13 protein-coding genes and 1 other RNA gene are annotated in these 17,432 nt (G+C 65.3%); 4 read left to right on the forward strand and 10 right to left on the reverse strand.

The window, feature by feature from the left end; genetic code table 11:
• Positions 1 to 2 precede the first annotated feature (2 nt).
• From AC1PLU_RS06270 to AC1PLU_RS06280, 3 genes are all read left to right on the forward strand, one after another.
• Positions 3 to 281: a hypothetical protein gene (locus AC1PLU_RS06270; RefSeq protein ID WP_233403019.1), complete on the forward strand. Its 279-nt coding sequence runs from the start codon at positions 3 to 5 to the stop codon at positions 279 to 281.
• 518 nt (positions 282 to 799) lie between these two features.
• Positions 800 to 1,864, forward strand: coding sequence for a glycosylasparaginase (locus tag AC1PLU_RS06275; RefSeq protein ID WP_481107996.1), 1,065 nt, complete (start codon positions 800 to 802; stop codon positions 1,862 to 1,864).
• On the forward strand, positions 1,861 to 2,592 hold the full coding sequence (locus AC1PLU_RS06280; RefSeq protein ID WP_481107997.1) for a copper homeostasis protein CutC: 732 nt from the start codon (positions 1,861 to 1,863) through the stop codon (positions 2,590 to 2,592). Before AC1PLU_RS06275 ends, AC1PLU_RS06280 begins: the two co-directional genes overlap by 4 nt.
• Positions 2,593 to 3,017: 425 nt before the next feature.
• On the opposite strand, the gene AC1PLU_RS06285 is transcribed toward AC1PLU_RS06280, so the two are convergent.
• The gene (locus AC1PLU_RS06285) at positions 3,018 to 4,103 is read right to left on the reverse strand and encodes a sialidase family protein (RefSeq protein WP_481094314.1); all 1,086 of its coding nucleotides are present in this window, start codon (positions 4,101 to 4,103) and stop codon (positions 3,018 to 3,020) included.
• A gap of 401 nt (positions 4,104 to 4,504) precedes the next feature.
• Here AC1PLU_RS06285 and AC1PLU_RS06290 point away from each other — a divergent pair, with 401 nt between their 5' ends.
• The gene (locus AC1PLU_RS06290; RefSeq protein ID WP_481094313.1) at positions 4,505 to 4,828 is read left to right on the forward strand and encodes a RebB family R body protein; all 324 of its coding nucleotides are present in this window, start codon (positions 4,505 to 4,507) and stop codon (positions 4,826 to 4,828) included.
• A 68-nt stretch (positions 4,829 to 4,896) separates the two neighbouring features.
• On the opposite strand, the gene AC1PLU_RS06295 is transcribed toward AC1PLU_RS06290, so the two are convergent.
• The 9 genes from AC1PLU_RS06295 to AC1PLU_RS06335 all read right to left on the reverse strand — a co-directional run bounded on the left by AC1PLU_RS06295 (position 4,897) and on the right by AC1PLU_RS06335 (position 17,406).
• Positions 4,897 to 5,112, reverse strand: a complete 216-nt coding sequence (locus tag AC1PLU_RS06295; RefSeq protein ID WP_016904393.1) for a hypothetical protein — start codon at positions 5,110 to 5,112, stop codon at positions 4,897 to 4,899.
• Between the two features lie 518 nt (positions 5,113 to 5,630).
• A non-coding RNA gene (locus tag AC1PLU_RS06300) (sX9 sRNA) lies at positions 5,631 to 5,706 on the reverse strand.
• Positions 5,707 to 5,765: 59 nt separating this feature from the next.
• A complete protein-coding gene (locus AC1PLU_RS06305; protein ID WP_481107998.1) occupies positions 5,766 to 7,607 on the reverse strand; it encodes a glycoside hydrolase family 35 protein in 1,842 nt (613 codons plus the stop codon).
• Positions 7,608 to 7,656: 49 nt separating this feature from the next.
• Positions 7,657 to 10,002: a GH92 family glycosyl hydrolase gene (locus AC1PLU_RS06310; RefSeq protein WP_481094311.1), complete on the reverse strand. Its 2,346-nt coding sequence runs from the start codon at positions 10,000 to 10,002 to the stop codon at positions 7,657 to 7,659.
• 115 nt (positions 10,003 to 10,117) lie between these two features.
• On the reverse strand, positions 10,118 to 11,581 hold the full coding sequence (locus AC1PLU_RS06315; protein ID WP_481107999.1) for a glycoside hydrolase family 125 protein: 1,464 nt from the start codon (positions 11,579 to 11,581) through the stop codon (positions 10,118 to 10,120).
• A 203-nt stretch (positions 11,582 to 11,784) separates the two neighbouring features.
• A complete protein-coding gene (locus AC1PLU_RS06320) occupies positions 11,785 to 13,209 on the reverse strand; it encodes a 6-phospho-beta-glucosidase (protein ID WP_481108000.1) in 1,425 nt (474 codons plus the stop codon).
• Positions 13,206 to 14,123 carry a carbohydrate kinase family protein gene (locus tag AC1PLU_RS06325; RefSeq protein WP_481108474.1) on the reverse strand — a complete coding sequence of 306 codons (918 nt, stop codon included), beginning with the start codon at positions 14,121 to 14,123 and terminating at the stop codon, positions 13,206 to 13,208. The genes AC1PLU_RS06320 and AC1PLU_RS06325 overlap by 4 nt, the downstream gene beginning before the upstream one ends.
• The gene (locus tag AC1PLU_RS06330; protein WP_481108001.1) at positions 14,120 to 15,487 is read right to left on the reverse strand and encodes an APC family permease; all 1,368 of its coding nucleotides are present in this window, start codon (positions 15,485 to 15,487) and stop codon (positions 14,120 to 14,122) included. The genes AC1PLU_RS06325 and AC1PLU_RS06330 overlap by 4 nt, the downstream gene beginning before the upstream one ends.
• A complete protein-coding gene (locus tag AC1PLU_RS06335) occupies positions 15,481 to 17,406 on the reverse strand; it encodes a beta-galactosidase (protein WP_481108002.1) in 1,926 nt (641 codons plus the stop codon). The genes AC1PLU_RS06330 and AC1PLU_RS06335 overlap by 7 nt, the downstream gene beginning before the upstream one ends.
• Positions 17,407 to 17,432: the final 26 nt, after the last annotated feature.

The raw sequence follows: 17,432 nt of genomic DNA on the forward strand, positions 1-17,432 counted from the left end.
CGATGGGTGCCGCTGGCATCGGCATCGGCGATGGCATCGCTGATGGCGATACCGATGGTAATGACAATACCGGTGGTGGGCTCGGCACAGGCGGCTGCTGCATGGGGTATGCGTGGACAGGCGCTGCGAGATTGCCCTCGATCTGCGGCGTTGTCGAAGCGGTGGGGTGTGACGGCTGCGCGGTTGCAGGCAGCGTGGCGGTGCGCGAGCTGTCGTTGTTCGGCTCGGTCGGCTCGTGCGAGCAGGCGCTCAGCAGTAAGGCGAGCGCAAGAAGGCTGTGACGTGGCATGGGAATCCTTTGCGTGGCGAAGAGGGGATGGGTGAACAACGTGACAGCCCGAGGTCGCCGTGCACTGCGCCTCTGTTGAGTAAACGGGCCAGTGCGGCGAATGGGGTTAAGTGAGTCGAAGATTTTTTCGGTCGCTGGTGGGTGCTGCTGTTTGCAGCGCCAGCGGGGGGAGATTCTTCCCTTCTCCCATCGGGAGAAGGTGGCGCGTAGCGCCGGATGAGGGTACGGCTGGGCAGGGCGCTGTCGGTCGCCCCGTACCCTCACCCCAACCCCCGCTCCGCGCCCCGGCCCGCGCCAGCAGCGCGGGCGCTCCAAGGCACGCGCGCCAGTGGCGCGCAAGCCGTGCCTTCTCGCCCCGCAGGAGAGGGGCTTTGCAGCCATTACCGTGCGTTATGCGCGGATCCGCATTGCTGGGCGCCGCAATACGGTTTATCCGTACGCGGCGCTGCCGCATGATGGAAGGCTGCCGCCGCGCGGTGTGGCTGCCTGTTTCCTTCATGGAGTTCCCGGATGATCCAACGTCGTCACTTCCTCAAGAGCGCCACGCTTGGTGCGATCGCTTCCGGCCTGGCCGGGTGGGGCGCGCGTGCGCAGGCGGCGGTCGGTGCCAGTACGCCAGGCCGCGTTGCGGTGTTGCCGCGCGGCGCGGCGCGGGTGATTTCCACCTGGGATTTCGGTATCGCCGCCAACCAGGAGGCCTGGAAAATTCTCAGTACCGGCGGCATCGCACTGGATGCGGTGGAAGCCGGCGTGCGCGTGCCCGAAGCGGACCCGAGCAATCCCACCGTGGGGCTGGGTGGTTACCCGGATCGCGATGGGCGGGTGACGCTGGATGCCTGCATCATGGATCACCTGGGCAATTGCGGTTCGGTGGCGGCACTGGAAGATGTGGTGCATGCGATCTCAGTAGCGCGCGCGGTGATGGAGAAAACCCCGCATGTGATGCTGGTTGGCGATGGTGCGCGGCAGTTCGCGTTGGAGCAGGGCTTTCCAAAGACCAAGCTGCTCACGCCGAGTTCGGAAGCGGCGTGGAAGGAGTGGTTGAAGACGTCGAAATATTCGCCGGAAGCCAACATCGAAAATCGCGCCTGGCGCGATGCCAAATTGCCGGGAGGCAAGGACAATCACGACACTATCGGCATGCTGGCGCTGGATGCGCACGGCAATCTGTCCGGTGCGTGCACCACCAGCGGCATGGCGTGGAAGATGCACGGCCGGGTCGGCGACAGCCCGATCATCGGTGCGGGCCTGTATGTGGACAACGAGGTCGGTGGTGCGACCTCGACCGGCGTTGGCGAAGAAGTGATCCGCAATGTCGGTAGTTTCGCGGTGGTGGAAATGATGCGCCAAGGCAAGTCGCCGGCCGATGCCTGCCGCGAGGTCGTCATGCGGCTGATACGGCGCAAGCCCGAGCTCACTCGCACGCTGCAGGTGGGATTTCTGGCGATGAACAAGCGGGGCGAAGTGGGTGCATTCGCGATCCAGAAGGGTTTCAGCTACGCGGTCTGCGATGCGCAGCGGCAGGATCTGCTGGTGCCCGGTGAAAGCCACTACACCACTGAGCCTGCGGCATGAGCGCGTTGGGGCTGGAAGTGGCTGCCGATTCGGTGGGTTCGGCATTGGCTGCGCAGGAGGGCGGTGCGATGCGGGTCGAGCTCTGCGGGGGGCTGGATGGCGGCGGGCTGACGCCGTCGTTCGGCACGCTGGCGGTGGTGCGTGAGCGACTGCAGATTCCGCTGTATGTGTTGATCCGTCCGCGCGTGGGCGATTTCGTCTTCGATGCGTCAGAGGTCGAGGTGATGCGGCGCGATGTGGAGCTGTGTGTGCGGCTGGGCTGCGATGGCGTGGTGTTGGGCGCGCTGGATCCGCATGGGCAGGTCGACATACCCACGATGCGGGTGTTGATCGAGGCGGCGGGATCGCTGGGTGTGACCTTCCATCGTGCGATCGATGTCAGTGCCGATCCGGGGCGCGCGCTTGAAGATGCGATCACGCTGGGTTGCGAGCGAGTGCTGACGTCGGGTGCGCGTGCGAGCGCGCTTGAAGGTGTGGACACCATTGCGGCACTGGTGCGTCAGGCCGGCGATCGGATCAGCGTGATGCCGGGCGCTGGTGTGTCCGAAAACAATGTACTTACGCTGCGTGCCAAGACCGGTGCGCGCGAGTTTCATGCCTCTTCACGTGGGCCGGTTGCGGCGCAGGTGCATGCGCGGCATGCGTATATCACCGATCTGGGCGGCGATTACCAGCGTACCGATGTGGCACGTGTGCGGCGGATAGTGGGGTTGTTGCAGGGGGCATGAGTTTGGAAGCTGCTCAGTTGCAGAGCGGATGATCTGTGGGTTTGCTGCAGGGCCCTTGCCCGCCCACCATCGCGGGACACGCCGCAAGTACATCCCTGTAGGCTCTTACGCGGCATCCATGCCGCGTAAGGTCCCGCGACGGTGAGCAGGCAAGGACCAGTCGAGGTGGTCGGGGTGCACGGTCAAGAGCAGTGCGTGACGTGCATTTTGGATAATGGTGTGCCAATCCAAATGCCGATGCGCCTGGCACGAAAGCAGCTTTTCACGCGACCACCGACCAACTTCCTGGTGCGGTGCCCTCGCCGATTGCGGGACCGTGTGGCGGCATGGATGCCGCCACCGAGCCTACATGGACGTACTTGCGGCGTGTCCCGCGAGCGGTGAGGGCACCGCGCCCCGACCTATTCCTGACTATGCAGCAGTGGCTATGGCGTCGTGCTATCCGCGTTGCCGCCAAGTCGCGCCGGATCGATCACCACATGCTTGATGCGCTGCCGCTTCCAGGTGTAGCTGATGTGCACCAAACCATCGCGGGTCTGGATCACGGCAGGATAGGAAAACTCGTCTTTTTCGCTGTTTTCCAGTGTCAGTACGCGCTGCCAGTGCACGCAATCAGTCGATAGCGCGACCGCAAGCGTGCCGCGGCCGTCCCACCAGTCCTTGCCGGCGATGCCGGGGTTGTAGACCAGCAGGGCGCGGCCGTCGCGCAGCATCACGGCGTCGGTGCCGGAGTTGGGGTTTTCTACGTCCAGCAATTGCATCGGTTGCCAGTGCAGGCCGCCATCATTGGAGAACGTACTGAAAAGCTTGTTCTGCTGGCTCCGGCCCAATATCTGCACGCGGCCATCTGCATGCAGCAACACGCTGGGCTGGATCGCGCCGATCACTGTCGGATCATTGAGCGGCATGCCGCGTTGCCAATGTGCGCCGTCGTCGTCGCTCCATTCCAGATGCGCGCGCCAGCCACGGTCTTCGCTGCTGCTGGGTGCGAGGATGCGGCCGTTCGGCAATTGCACTGGCTTGTTCTTGATCGGCCCGAGAATGCCGTTTGGCAGGCGCTGCGGTGGCGACCAATGCGCACCGTCATCGGTCGATGTAATGCGCAGGCCCCACCAGTCGCGCGGATTCGGGCCGAGCTTGTAGTACAGCTGCACCGGCCCGGTGCGGGACTGAAACAGCACCGGGTTCCAGGCCGGTAGGGCGGCACCATCTACGCCTGCGTGCGCGCCGTCGGCGATGCGGCGCGGGGTTTGCCAGTGCTGCGGGCCGCGTTGGGCGAGCCAGATACCGACATCGGCCGCACCTTCGTGCGTGCCGCCGAACCAGGCCGCCAGCAGCGTGCCGTCGCGGGTTTCCAATAGCGTGGAGGCGTGCGCTTGCGGCGTCGGTGCCGGGTCGGCAATGAACTCGCTGAGCACGATCGGTGAGGGCGGCGGCATGGGCGATTTGGCTTGAACTGCGTAGGCAGCAAGGCTCGCAACAAGGCAGGTCAGCAGGCGTGACAGCGGCATTGTGGTCCAGTCCTGTGTAGGTTTTAAAGATACCTATTTATCATCTATTAAATACCATGTGCTCTGGTCAACCCAGGCGGCCGTGGTCGCCGACCACTGCGAGGACCCGCGATGTCGTCACACCCGCTCTCCCCATTGCGCTGACTGGCCGCACTTGGCCTGACCGCGTTGACCCTGCCTACCGCCATCGCGCAGAACTTCGCTGCGCCTGTGACGTGCATTGCGTAGTGGTGTTGTGGGGATTCAGTCGCACGCGCGCGGGCCGTTATCGAGATGACACGGTGTGCGTGGGCTGCTGCATGGTCAGCGCACCGCGCGCAGTAGGCAGGTGCGGTTGGCTTCCAGCGCAGATCGGTCTGCAAACGCGCATGCCGTGTATCCGTCCACTCAGGAGCGCGTACATGGCTTTTCCAACCGCAGTCAACGATCACATCACCGATGTCGTCACGCAGACCAACGTCAAGGTGATCGGCGAAGCGCCTGCAATGGCGATGGGTACGATCTACCAGAGCATGGCGCATGCGACCGGCACCCTGTTTCAGAACGCGGCGCAACAACAGCAATACACCTTGGCGCAGGCAGCAACCACGCAGGGCGTGATGCAGATCTATAGCCTCGATACGACCGCCTCGGCGGCGGATGTCGAGAAGGTCGCGCAAGCGGGCGTCGCCGACAATTTGACCAGTCTGCTCACCGTGCTCAATGCATTCAACGGCGGCAAGTAATGGCGATTGGCGACAGCTGCAGTGCTGTCGCCAATGTTGCTGTTGCTGACGCGAGCGCGTCGTCTCGCTCAGGCCGCGTCGTCGTCGCGCGCTTGCGGCGGCAGCAGGATCTGCGGCTGTTTGGCCGAGTGGGTCTGGCACAGGAACGTCATCAGGTGCGCCGCTTCGGTGCTGCCGATCGGCTGGCTGGGCGCGGGCTTGCTGTGGACGTGTTCGGCAAAGGCGTGCTGGGTCTGCTCCGGAACCGCGGAGACAGGGTCTTGCGTAACGGTGGACGACGACATGAAACGCTCCTGGAACTCACCAACCGACCGTCGCTCGATGGAACGACGGGAATGCGCCACTGCCTTCCACAACGGCGTGAGCCGGTGATCTTGCCTGGAATGCCATCCGTTCGATACAACAATTGGTAGCAGACGCTGCGCAGGCGGCGGACGTCCAGATAACGGCGGGCGCGCGGCAGTCTGAAGTCCCGGCAGTCCCAGGAGTGCTATTCGGGTTGCCTGGCAGTTGGTTTTACCGCCTGCCAGCTGGCCCGCAGCTCATCAGACACCCGCACAACGCGCACTGCTCTCAACCATGCACACCGACCATCTTGACTGGTCCTTGCCCGCCTACCGTCGCGGGACCTTATGCGGCATGGATGCCGCAGAAGAGCCTACACGGACGTACTTGCGGCGTGTCCTGCGATGGTAGGCGGGCAAGGACCCCGCAGCCAGGCCGCAGATCAGCGGCTCTGCAACCGACGCATTCACACCATCCAACCCTCCCAAGACAACCGAGATCTCACAGTCTTGAAAGTAGCCGACACAACGTAGCGAACCGTCGGCAGCTGGGGATGGACGGCGCACTTGGAGCGACATGTACGGGTGGTACACGCCGCACCGAGCAACCGCCGCGCCTGTCCACGGCCGTCACGTAGTTTCGAGAGCTGCTCTTATTCCTTCGGCGTAATCCACACCTGCTGCTGCAAGCCGCGCACGCTGGGCTTGGCGGTGTTGTCCAGATCGAACACCACCACGGCGTTGTCGCCCTTGCGCTGGAACGGGGCCGGGAAATACAGCGCACGTTGCGGGCCGATGGCCCAGTGGCGGCCGAGGTTGACGCCGTTGGCCCATGTCACGCCCTTGCCGAAGGCGCGCATGTCCAGATAGGTATCGGTGGGTGTGCCGATGCGCAGGGTGCCGCGATGGAAGGCCGGGCCGTCGACGTGATTGCGGGTCCAGCCGCGCAGGCTGTCGGGCGAGCGCATCGGTAGCGGGAAGGCCTGCCAGCCGGTCAGTTGCCGGTTGTCCAGCAGCACCGGGTCGACCAGGCCGGCGCGGCCGTCGGCCATGCGCGGGCCGTAGTTGATGCGGCCGCTGTTTTCCACCAGCACATCGAGCGTGTGTTCGCCGGCCGGAATATCCACGTTGGTGGAGACCTGCTGCAGGCGACGTTCGACGCTGCCGACCGGCTTCTTGTCCAGATACACGCGCGCCACATCGCGCACCTCGCCCAGGTACAGCGCGCCCTTGCGCGGGCCGGTGACGGTGGTGCGGTAGAGGATGTAGCCGTAATCCTGGCCGAAGTGCTCCATCGGCTGCGGGGTGTCGATGGCGATCGGCGCGGGCAGGTTGTCCCACAGCGAGGCCGATTCGCGCAGTTGGGTTTCCGGCAGGGCGGCGATGGCGATCGGCGCCGGCAATGCAGGCGGTTGCACGCCGGTGACGCGGGTGATGGCATCGCGCATCAATGCGAACTTGGGCGTGGGGCGACCGGCCTCGTCGAGGATGGCGTCGTAGTCGTAGCTGGTGGTTTGCGGGGCGTAATGGTCGCTGGGATTGCCCTGGAAATTGGCACCATTCATGAAGCCGAAACTGGTGCCGCCGATGAACATGTAGAGATTGGCCGAATGGCCCTGGCGCAGGATCCACTCCAGTTCTTCGGTCTGTTGCTTGGCATCGGTGCTGGCGTGCGGCTTGCCCCAGTGATCGAACCAGCCTGCCCAGTATTCGCCGACCATGCGCGGTTGGTCGGGGCGGAACTTGATCAGTTTGTCGAAGGCGCTCTTGGCTTCGCCTGGCGCAAAATTCACTACCGCCAAGGTATCCGGCAAGGTGCCGTTGGCGAGCATGTCGGCGCCGTCGGAAGTAAACAGCAGCGCGTCGTCGAAACCAGCCTTGACGTACATGGCGCGGTTGTCGACCATATAGGCATGGTCGTCGTCGTAGGAGCCGTATTCGTTCTCGACCTGCACGGCGATGATCGGCCCGCCGTTGTGGTTGAGCAGCGGATGCACCTGTTTGGACACGGCATCCAGATAGGCCTGGCTGGCAGCGAGAAAGCGCGGGTCGCGGCTGCGCACGCGGATATTGTCCTTGCCGAACAACCACGCGGGGTAGCCGCCGGCTTCCCACTCGGCGCAGGTGTAGGGGCCGGGGCGCAGGATCACGTTGAGGCCTTGCGCGGCGGCTTCGCGCACGAATGCGGCCACATCGTTGTTGCCGGCAAAATCGAACTGACCTTGTTGCGGTTCGACCAGATTCCAGAACACGTAGGTCTCCACCGTGTTCAAGCCCAGTGCGCGTGCCTTTTGCAGGCGGTCCTTCCAGTATTCGTGCGGAATGCGCTGGAAATGGATGGCGCCGGAGAGAATCTGATACGGCTTGCCGTCGCGCACGAACTGCGTGCCTTGGGTGCCGAAGCTGGGCCAGGTGTCGGTAGTAGCGGCAATCGCGGTGACGGGAAGTGCGAACGCGAGGGCCAGAACGAGCGGTGCAAGGGTGGTGCGCAACATGGGAAATTCTCGGCGGTGACGAGTGACTTGTAACGAGTAAGAACGAGCATCAACCAAACGAAGGCGGCAGATCTTCCTTGTTCGCACCGAAGGACGGATTCGGCTTGGCACCCATGGTGAATTCCAGCGTGCCGCCAGCAGCCAGATCGGCATGGCGCATCCAGCTGCGGTTGATCGGTTTGCCGTTCCAGGTCAGCGATTGCACGTATACGTTTTGCGCGCTGCTGTTGTTGGCCACGATGCGCAAGGTGCGGCCGTTGCCGACATCCAGTTCTGCGCGCTTGAACAGCGGGCTGCCGAGGATGTAGTTGCCGCTGACCGGATCCACCGCATACAACCCCAGCGCACTGAGCACGAACCATGCGCTCATCTGACCGCAGTCTTCATTGCCGGACAGGCCATTGCGCGCGTCGTGGTATTGCTCGCGCAGCAGCCGGCGCACCATCGCCTGGGTCTTGTACGGTTGGCCGGCGTAGGCGAACAGATACGCCACGTGATGGCTGGGTTCGTTGCCGTGCGCGTACTGGCCGACCAGACCGTCGATATCCGGCGGTGCATCGGCAGGCAGTTCGGAGCTGGTGGAAAACAGTTCGTCGAGTTTGGCGACGAAGCCGTCGCGGCCGCCGTACAGGTCCATGTAGCCGTACAGGTCGTGCTGGTTGAGGAAGGTGGCCTGCCAGGCATTGGATTCGGTGAAATCGCGCCATTGGGTGAGGTGGCCCATGCCGCGCGGGTCGAACGGTGTGGCCCAGCTGCCGTCTTCCAGCCGCGCCTGCACGAAGCCACTGTCGCGATTGAACACGTGGCGGTAGTTACGCGAGCGCTCGCGCAGTGCGCGTGCATCGTCGGGGGCACCGGCGGCCTGCGCCAGATGTGCACAGGCCCAGTCGTCGTAGGCGTATTCCAGCGTGCGGCTGACCGCTTCGTCCACCTTGTCGGCGGGGATGTAACCGAGCTTGCGGTAGTACGCCAGGCCGTGGGTGGTGTCGTCCATCGCGCGCTTGCGGTACGCCGGCCAGGCGGCTTTGTAGTCGATGCCGGTGAAGCCCTTGGCATGCGCTTCGGCCAGCACCACCGCCGAGTGGTAGCCGATCATGCAGCCGGTTTCCACGCCTTGTAGCGGCCAGATGCCCACGCCGTCCGGGCATTCGTTGGCGCCGCGCACCAGGCATTGCACCAGGTCCGGCACGCGCTCGGGCTGCACCAGGGTGAGCAGCGGGTGCGCGGCGCGGTAGGTGTCCCACAGCGAGTAGGTGCTGTAGTTGTGATAGCACTTGGGCGCGGTGTGGATCTGCAGATCCATGCCGCGGTAACGGCCATCCACGTCGCTGAAGAGCGTGGGTGCGAGCAGGCTGTGATACAGGCCGGTGTAGAAGATGCGGCGTTGCGCGTCGTCGTCGCTGTCGATACGGACGCGTGCGAGTTCCTTTTCCCAGGCGGCTACGGCTTGCGCGTGCACGCGTGCGAAGTCGAAGTCCGGCAGTTCGGCGTCCAGGTTGGCCAGCGCGTTGTCGGCGCTCACCGCCGAGATGCCGACCTTGATCAGCAGCGGCGCGTCTGCTGCATCCGGGTAATGCAGTGCGGCCTTGAGATGCAAGCCATCGGCGCTGCGCGTGCCTGCGGCCAGCGGCTGGTCTTCGTTGTACAGCTGCACGTGTTTGAACGGCCGTGACAGGCGCATGGCGAAATAGATGTAGCGGCCCTGCGCCCATTGATAGACGCGCCGGCCACCGGTGAGGGTGCGTTCGTCCACCACGCGCAGCTGTGCGTCGGTGATGCGGGTGGGGATGCCGGGTTTGTCCTGCATGCCATGGCACAGGTCCAGCAGCACGTGCGCCGGCTTGCCCTTGGGGAAGTGATAGCGATGCAGGCCGGCGCGCGCGGTGGCGGTGAGTTCGGCATGCACGCCGCTGTCCTTGAGCCGCACGCGGTAGTAACCGGGGGATGCGGCTTCATCGGCATGGTCGTAGCGCGAGCGGTAGCCGCTGTCCGGTGCGTCGAGCGCGCCGGGCACCAGCTTCACCTCGCCGGTGGCGGGCACCAGCAGGAAATCCAGCATGTCGCCGATGCCGGTGCCGGACAGATGCGTGTGCGAGAAGCCCATGATCGAGCCGTCGGACTCGTGATAGCCGGAGCACGAATCCCACACGGCGTTGTAGGTGTCCGGGCTCAGTTGCACCATGCCGAACGGCAGCGTCGCGCCGGGGAAGGTGTGGCCATGGCCCCCTGTGCCGATGAAGACATCGACGTGACGGGTGAGGTCGGCGCGGGTGCGCGCATCGGCCGGCAGTGCGTAGTTGCCGGCGCGTGCGCGGGCGAGGCCGGTTGCCAGAGCACCGCTACCGAACAGTGCCGCTGCGATGGCGCCTTGGAGAAAACCGCGTCGTGTTGCCATGTGGTGTGGTCTCTGATGTCACGAGGTGGGTGCGCCGTACCCTCATCCGCCCTTCGGGCACCTTCTCCCGGCGGGAGAAGGGAAGCGTCGAACGCTGTGCCCTTCCGGTGGGGAATCAGGCGCTGCGCAGCAGCTGTGGTTTGCGTTGGTGCAGGTCGATGATCAGTTCGCCGAACAAGGTGTTGGCCCAGGCGAACCAGTCGCGGGTGAAGGTGCTCGGGTTGTCCTTGTCGAAGGCTTCGTGCATGAAGCCGGTGCCGGCATGGGTGGTTTTCAGCCACTGCAGGCACTGGCGCAGTTGTGCGTCGTCGTCGCTGACCAGCGCGTACTGGATGATCGACATCGGCCAGATCGTGCCCATGCCGCTGTGCGGGCTGCCGACGCCTTCGGCTGCAGTGCCGCGCGAGAAATACGGGTTGCGTTCGCTCCAGGCCAGCTGGCGGGTGCGCAGGAACACCGGGTCGGCGCGGTCGCAGCAGCCCAGGTAGGCCAGGCTGAGCAGGCCGGGGGCGTTGGCGTCGTCGATGAACAGCTGGTTGCCGTAACCGTCCACTTCGAATGCCCAGTACGCCTGCCCATCGGCGTCGCGTTGCTGACCAAACTTGCGTGTCGCCGCTTCCACTTCATCGGCCAGTGCGGTGCAGTCGGCGGCAAACTCGGTATCGCGGTGCAAGGCCGTGCTCATCGTCGCCAGCTGACGCAGCGAGGCCACCGCGAACAGGTTGGCCGGCACGAACAGCGGATACACGCAGGCATCGTCGGAGGGGCGGAACATCGAGTGGATCATGCCGTTGGGTTTGGTCGGCTGGCCGTAGCCTTCCAGCACCAGGGTTTCGGTCGCCAGCGGCGAGGGCCGCTGGAACACGTACGGGCCGCGATTCTCTTTGCGCTGCTGCTCGCGGAAGGTCTTGACCACCACGTGCATCGCCGCGCGCCAGTCGTCGTCGAACGGGGCGGCATCGCCGGTGGCGCGCCAGTATTCGTGCGCGATGCGGATCGGGTAGCACAGCGAATCGATTTCCCATTTGCGCTCGCCCACACCGGGCTTCATCTCGGTGATGTCGTTGAGCGACCACTTCAGGCGCTGGGTCTGGCCATCGGGCAGAAATGCATTGGCATACGGGTCGAGCCGGATGCACGCGGCCTGGCGCTGGATCAGGCCATGGAACATGCGCCGCAAGGCGTGGTCGCGCCTGGCCAGCGGCACATACGGGTGCACCTGCGCGGAGGAGTCGCGCAGCCACATCGCGTGGATGTCGCCGGTGATGACGAAGGTGTCCGGCTTGCCGTTGCGGGTGCCGGTTTCCACCGTGGTGTCTAGCGTGTTGGGGTAGCAGTTTTCGAACAGCCAGGCCAATTCCGGGTCTGCGATGCGCGACTTGATCTGCACGATCTGCTGCTCGACCGCCTTGCTGACGAAGCGGCGCTGCGCCTTGGGCGGGCGCTTGCTGACGAAGTTGCCGGCGGCCGTGGAGGTACCGGCGGCGGGCGCGGCGGCGAAGGCGGGCAGTGCGCCGGCCAGCAGGCCGGCGCCCGCGCTGGCGCCCAGCAACTGAAGGATGTCGCGGCGGGTGTGCATGACCTGGAGGCTCCTTGGATTCTGCAAGCGGTCTGCACAGCGGCACCTCCGCATCAGCGGCGTTGCGCGCCGGACCGACGATGAGACCTATGCAGGACCAATTCCCGATGACCATACAACGTGTGCGCCGAATGTGCATAGTGCGTTCGCACAATTCGGCGCCGTATGCGTGGGTTGCGGCCAACAGCCGACACGGCTCCCCATCAACCAGCCGCATGCGCACGCCAATGCGCCGGCCCCGCGCAGTGGCCATCGTCGTGCTCATGCCCGAACAGCTCATCCAGCATGCGTCGCGACGGGCTCCACTCGCCGATCGCCGGGTGGATCAGCATCGCCTTGCAGGCGTCCAGATGGCTGCCGCTGAGCGCTGCCTCGATCGCGGCATGTTCGTAGGCCTTGAACGAGCGCACCAGGCCTTGCACCGCGCTGGGCAGCGGCGCGGCCGGGATCGGCACGATGCGGTCGCGGTCGATGTCGGCTGCGATTTCCACGATGTCGTCGTCGGCCAGCTCGGCCATCGCGCCCTGGTTGCGCACATTGACCACGTGCCGGCTGGGGCGGGCGCCGGTCAGCGCGCTCATCACGTCCACCGCGATGCGGTGATAGCCGGTGCTGGCGCGGAACGGGTCCGGCTGCGGCGCCAGGTCCGGGGCGAAGGCCGAGCCGGCCTCGGCCTCCAGCTTCATGTACGAGCCGGAGCGCTGCGCCAGATAGGCCGCATAGGTCTGCACCGCACCGGTGGTGTCGCCGGCGTCCAGGCGGCTGCGCAGGTCGGCGATCAGGCTGCGGTTGAGCCGCTCGATCTCGCCGCCGCGGCTGGCCCCGCTGGCGCGCTGGTTGTCCAGGGCGCGGCGGCGTTCGTAGAAGAAATACAGGTACTCGGTGGGGATCAAGCGCAGCGCACGCAGCATGTCGAAGTCGAACAACGGCGCCAGGTAGAGCTGCCGCAGGATGGCGTCGTCGGCCAGCACGCGATCGATGATGTCCACGCCGCGCAGGCGCACCGCGCGGATCCAGCCCAGGTGGTTGAGGCCGACGTACTCGCACTCCACATCTTCTGCCGGCTCGCCGAGTGCGCGCGCGATGTTGTGGAACAGCTCCACCGGCGTGTCGCAGATGCCGACCACGCGGGCGCGGGTGTGTGCGCTGATGGCCTGGGTGATCAGCCCGGCCGGGTTGGTGAAGCTGACCAGCCAGGCATCCGGGCTCAGGCGTTCGATCATGCGCGCCTGTTCGATCGCTACCGGCACCGTGCGTAGCGCCTTGGCCACGCCGCCGGGGCCGGTGGTTTCCTGGCCGGAATAACCGTGGCCGATGATGGTTTTCTCATCGGAGGCGCGCTGCGCGATACCGCCCACGCGGATGCTGTTTAGCACGAAATGCGCGCCTTCGATTGCCGCTTCCAGCGATGGCGCGGCGTGCACCTGCAACGCGCCGCCGGACTCGGCGACGATGGCGCGGCCCATCGCCACCATCAGCGCCAGGCGCTCCTGGTCGGGGTCGTACAGTACGATCTCGCGCGCGCCGAGGGCTTCGGCGGCTTCGTTGACGCCGTACACCACCAACGGTGTACGCACGCCGCCGCCGCCGATCAGGGTCAGTTTGCGATTGTCGACAGAACTGCTCATAGAACGTCCTCGTGTGTGGGGGGAGATAAAAGAAAAAGGCCGTCGAGCGCGCCGAGTGCGCTGCAGCAGGCGGCGCCGGCATGGCAGCCGTGCTGTGCGCTTTCGTCCAGCGTCAGGCCGCGCAGCTGGGCCGCCAGAAAGCCGGCATCGAACGCATCGCCGGCGCCGGTGGTGTCGCGCACCGGTACGATGGGCGCGGCGATCGGGCGTGCGCCGTTGTTGTCGATCACCATGGCGCCCGCAGCGCCGCGCTTGATCACCGTCTGGCGCAGGCCGAGCGCACGTGCCCAGGCCAGGCAGGCATCGGCGCTGTCGCCGCATCCCATCAGCGCAGCTTCCTTCTGGTTGGGCAGCAACCAGGTCACCGCGCGGCAGGTGGCGTGGTTGGCCGGGTCGGTAAGCCATGCCGGGCTGAAGCCGACGTCGAGCGAGGTGGTGCAGCCGGCGCGTGCAAGGCGCGGCAACAACGTGGTCGCCAATGTGGCTGGCAACGGCATCGCAAAATGCACATGCGCGGCCGCGCACAGTGTGGCGATGATGTCCTCGCGCACTAGTAGTGCATCTAGTTCGGCATTGGCGCCGAGATAGGTGAAGAACGAACGGTCGTCCTGGAGCGACACGCTGGTGGTCACGCCAGTGCCGGCGGTCGAGTCGATCAAACCATCGGCCGAGACACCGAACTCGCCCAAACGCTGTGCGAACACCGGGCGGTCCGGCACACCGATCGCACCGAGTACGCGCACATTGCAGCCCAGCCGCGCCAGCGCGCAGGCGGTGATGATCGTGCCGCCGCCCAGCTCCCGCGTGTAATGGCGCGCCAGCGCTTCTTCGCCCGGCGTAGGCCAGCGATCGAAGCCGCTGAAGATGTGGTCCAGATAGACCTCGCCGACCACTACGAGTTGCGCAGTGTTCATTGCAGCTGGAACGGCCATGCGCGCTGCCTCCGTGCCTGGATCAGATACAACACGCTGCCCACGCACAGCGCCACCACGGCTGCGAGCAGGCGGCGTCCCGGGCTGGTCGCCAGCAGATAGAGCCAGCCGAGCACGCTGATCAACAGCGGCCACGGATACAGCGGCATCGCAAAGGCACGGCGGCGTCGCTTGCGTCGCAACAGCACCACCGCCAGACATTGCGCCAGAAACTGAAACAGGATCTGGATGATCATCAAGGTGGCGATCAGGTCGTCCAGCGACAGCAGGCAGGCCAGTGCCGAGGTCGCGCCAACGAACAGTAACGACACGGTGGGAAATCCGCCGCGCGGATGCAGCCGTGCGAACACACCGAAGAACTGCCCGGCCGCCGCGGCTGCATACGGCACCCGCGAATAACCCAACTGCACCACCAGCGCCGAGCCCCAACTGGCGACGACGATCAGCGCCACCGCCACGGTGCTGCCGATGGGGCCGTAGATGGCCTGCATGAAATCGGCCATCACCGCTTTGGATTGTGCTGCCTGCTGCCAGGGCAGCACACCGAGCAAGGTGATGTTGAGGCCCAGGTACAGCAGCGCCACGATCGGGATCGAGATCAGCACCGCGCGTGGAATCGTGCGCCGCGGCTTGCGGATTTCCCCACCCAGCATGCACACGTTGTTGTAGCCGCCGTAGTCGTAGACCGCGATCAACGCCACCGCACCAAAGCCCAGCCAGAAGCCATGCGGCGACGCGGGGCGCGCGTGCAAGAACGCCGATGCAATGCCGAAATCGAAATGCAGCACGCCGCTGAGAATGATCCACACGCAGGCGCCGATCACCACCGCACTGACCAGCAGCGACAGCACTTGCACCGAGCGCACCTTGCGATAGAGCAGCAAGGTATTGAACGCGCACAGCGCCATCGCGATCGCGGTGAGCTGGGTATGGCCCAGCCCCGGCATCAGGAACGCCAGGTATTGCACGCAGCCCACCGCCGCAGAACCCACTGACAGCGGTGCGGTCAGCAGGGTTTGCCACAGATACAGAAAGCCGAACAAGCGCCCCCAACGTTCGCGGCCGTAAGCCTCGCGCAGATAGTGATACGGCCCGCCCGAGCGCGGAATCGCCGCGCCCAACTCGGCCCACACCAACCCGTCGCATAGACACAACAGTGCGCCTGCGACCCAACCGACCAGCACCGCCGGCCCGGCCAGCGCCGACAGCGCCAGCGGAATGGTGATGAACGGCCCGATGCCGATCATGTTGAGCAGGTTGGCCGACAGCGCGCTCCAGAAACCGAGCGTGCGCGGCGGTGCCGAGGCCTGTGGATTCGCTGGCAACACGGTGGGTGCGGTCAGCATGCGTTTGGCTCTGCATGCGCGACTGCCGCTGATGTGTTCGCAGTACGTGTCGCAATGCGTGTCGATGTCAGCCCGTCAGCGCAGTGAATCGCGGTGGGTTGCAGCTGATGCAGATCCAGCACCAGCACTGCGTTGTTGCCCTGCTTCAACCACGCGCCCGGGCAGAACAGACATTGCTGCGGGCCGATCTCCCAGTAACGCCCCAGCAGCCGTCCGTTGATCCACAGATAGCCTTTGCGCCACTGGCTCATGTCGACGTAGATGTCGCCGACCGTTTCCAGCGCGATGTCGGCCGCGAAGAACAGGCCGGGCCGTGTGGGTGGTGCCTGCAGCGGGCGTAGCGTGGGTGCGTTGTCGCCATCCAGCGGCAAGCCATGTACCTGCCAGTTGCGCAGCTCCTTGCCATCGAGCCGCACCGGGCCGAGCAATCCCTTGGCATCGCCCAGGGACGGGCCGAAATTGATATGCCCGAAGCTGTCGACCAGCACCTCCAGCGTCCGCTCATTGGATGTAGCGCTTGGAAGTGGCAGCTTTGGCGTGCTGTTGAGGCGCGCATGTTGCACGCGCGAGACATGCCCGATCTCGTCACCGTCGAGTTGCACCACGGCGTAGTCGTGCACCTGCCCGAGATCCAGCTGCGTGCCGGCCGCGATGCGGCGCCGGTACACCACCAGCCCCAGGTTCTGCTTGAGCAGGGTCTGGTTGTCGGTTGGCCGCTCAGCGTGTACGGGGCCGACACTCAAGTTATCCCAGAGTGCGGCGACCGGACGTGCAAGGACCGATGCAAAGCGCGCGCGCGGTGGCGCGCCCGGGATCGATGGCAGCGCGGTGCTGGTGTGCTGGGCGATGATCTTGCGCAGCGCCATGTACGCAGGCGTGGCGCGGCCGCCTTCGTCGATCGGTGCGCTGTAGTCGTAGCTGGTCAGTGCGGGCTGGAAGTGAGAGCCGTCGTCGTCGGCATTGGCACCGGCGCTCAAACCGAAATTGCTGCCGCCGTGCACCACGTAGAGATTGAACGAGTATCCGGCGGCCATCAGCTGTTGCAGCATCGGCGCGTAATCGCGCTGCGCAAACGCGTCTTCGCCCCAGTGTGTCAGCCAACCGGGATAACCTTCGGCCACCCACGCCGGTGCATCGCCTGCGATCTGTTTTGCTTCCTGCAGTTCAGCCAGATCGGCGCCATCCAGTCCCAGCGCGGCGTCGGGCAGATAGGCCTTGCGCCGGCGCAGATCCTTCATGCCTTCGGCCAATGAGAACGGACCATCGATACCGTGCTGGCGCCACAGCGCGGCCAATGCCTGCAGATAGCCCACATCGCTGCCCTGCATGCTGTATTCGTTTTCGATCTGCAGCATCAGCACCGGCCCGCCGGCGCTGGCCATCAGCGGTGCGATACGCGGCGCCACGGCGGCGATGTAGCGCTGCACTGCTGCCATGTAGCGGGCATCGTTACCGTCGCGCAGGCGCATGCCCGGCTCACGCAACAGATACGGTGGCAGCCCGCCCAGCGTCCACTCGGCGCACACGTACGGGCCGGGTCGCAGATACACCCACAGCCCTTCCTGCTGGCACAGCCGGATGAAGGCAACGAAATCGCGTTCGCCGGTGTCGAAATCGAAGTGCCCCGGCTCGCGTTCGTACGCATTCCACATCAGATACAGCGCGATGGTGTTCAAGCCCATCGCCTTGGCCATGCGGATGCGCTGCAGCCAATCCACACGGGCGATGCGCAGCGGATGCATCTCGCCGCTGCGCAATTGCCACGGTTGCTGATCCAGCACGAACTGGCCGCGTTCGAATCCAAACGTATGCGGGCGGCCGTCCGGCACCGGCGCATGCAGCGACGACAGCACCGCCGGCGCGGCCGCAAGGCCGAAGGGCGCGAGCAGGCCGAACGTACACAGGCTTCTGCGTTTCATCGCTTCTCCAGGGAAATGGAAGGAGT

It is taken from the genome of Xanthomonas sp. NCPPB 2933, assembly GCF_056725225.1.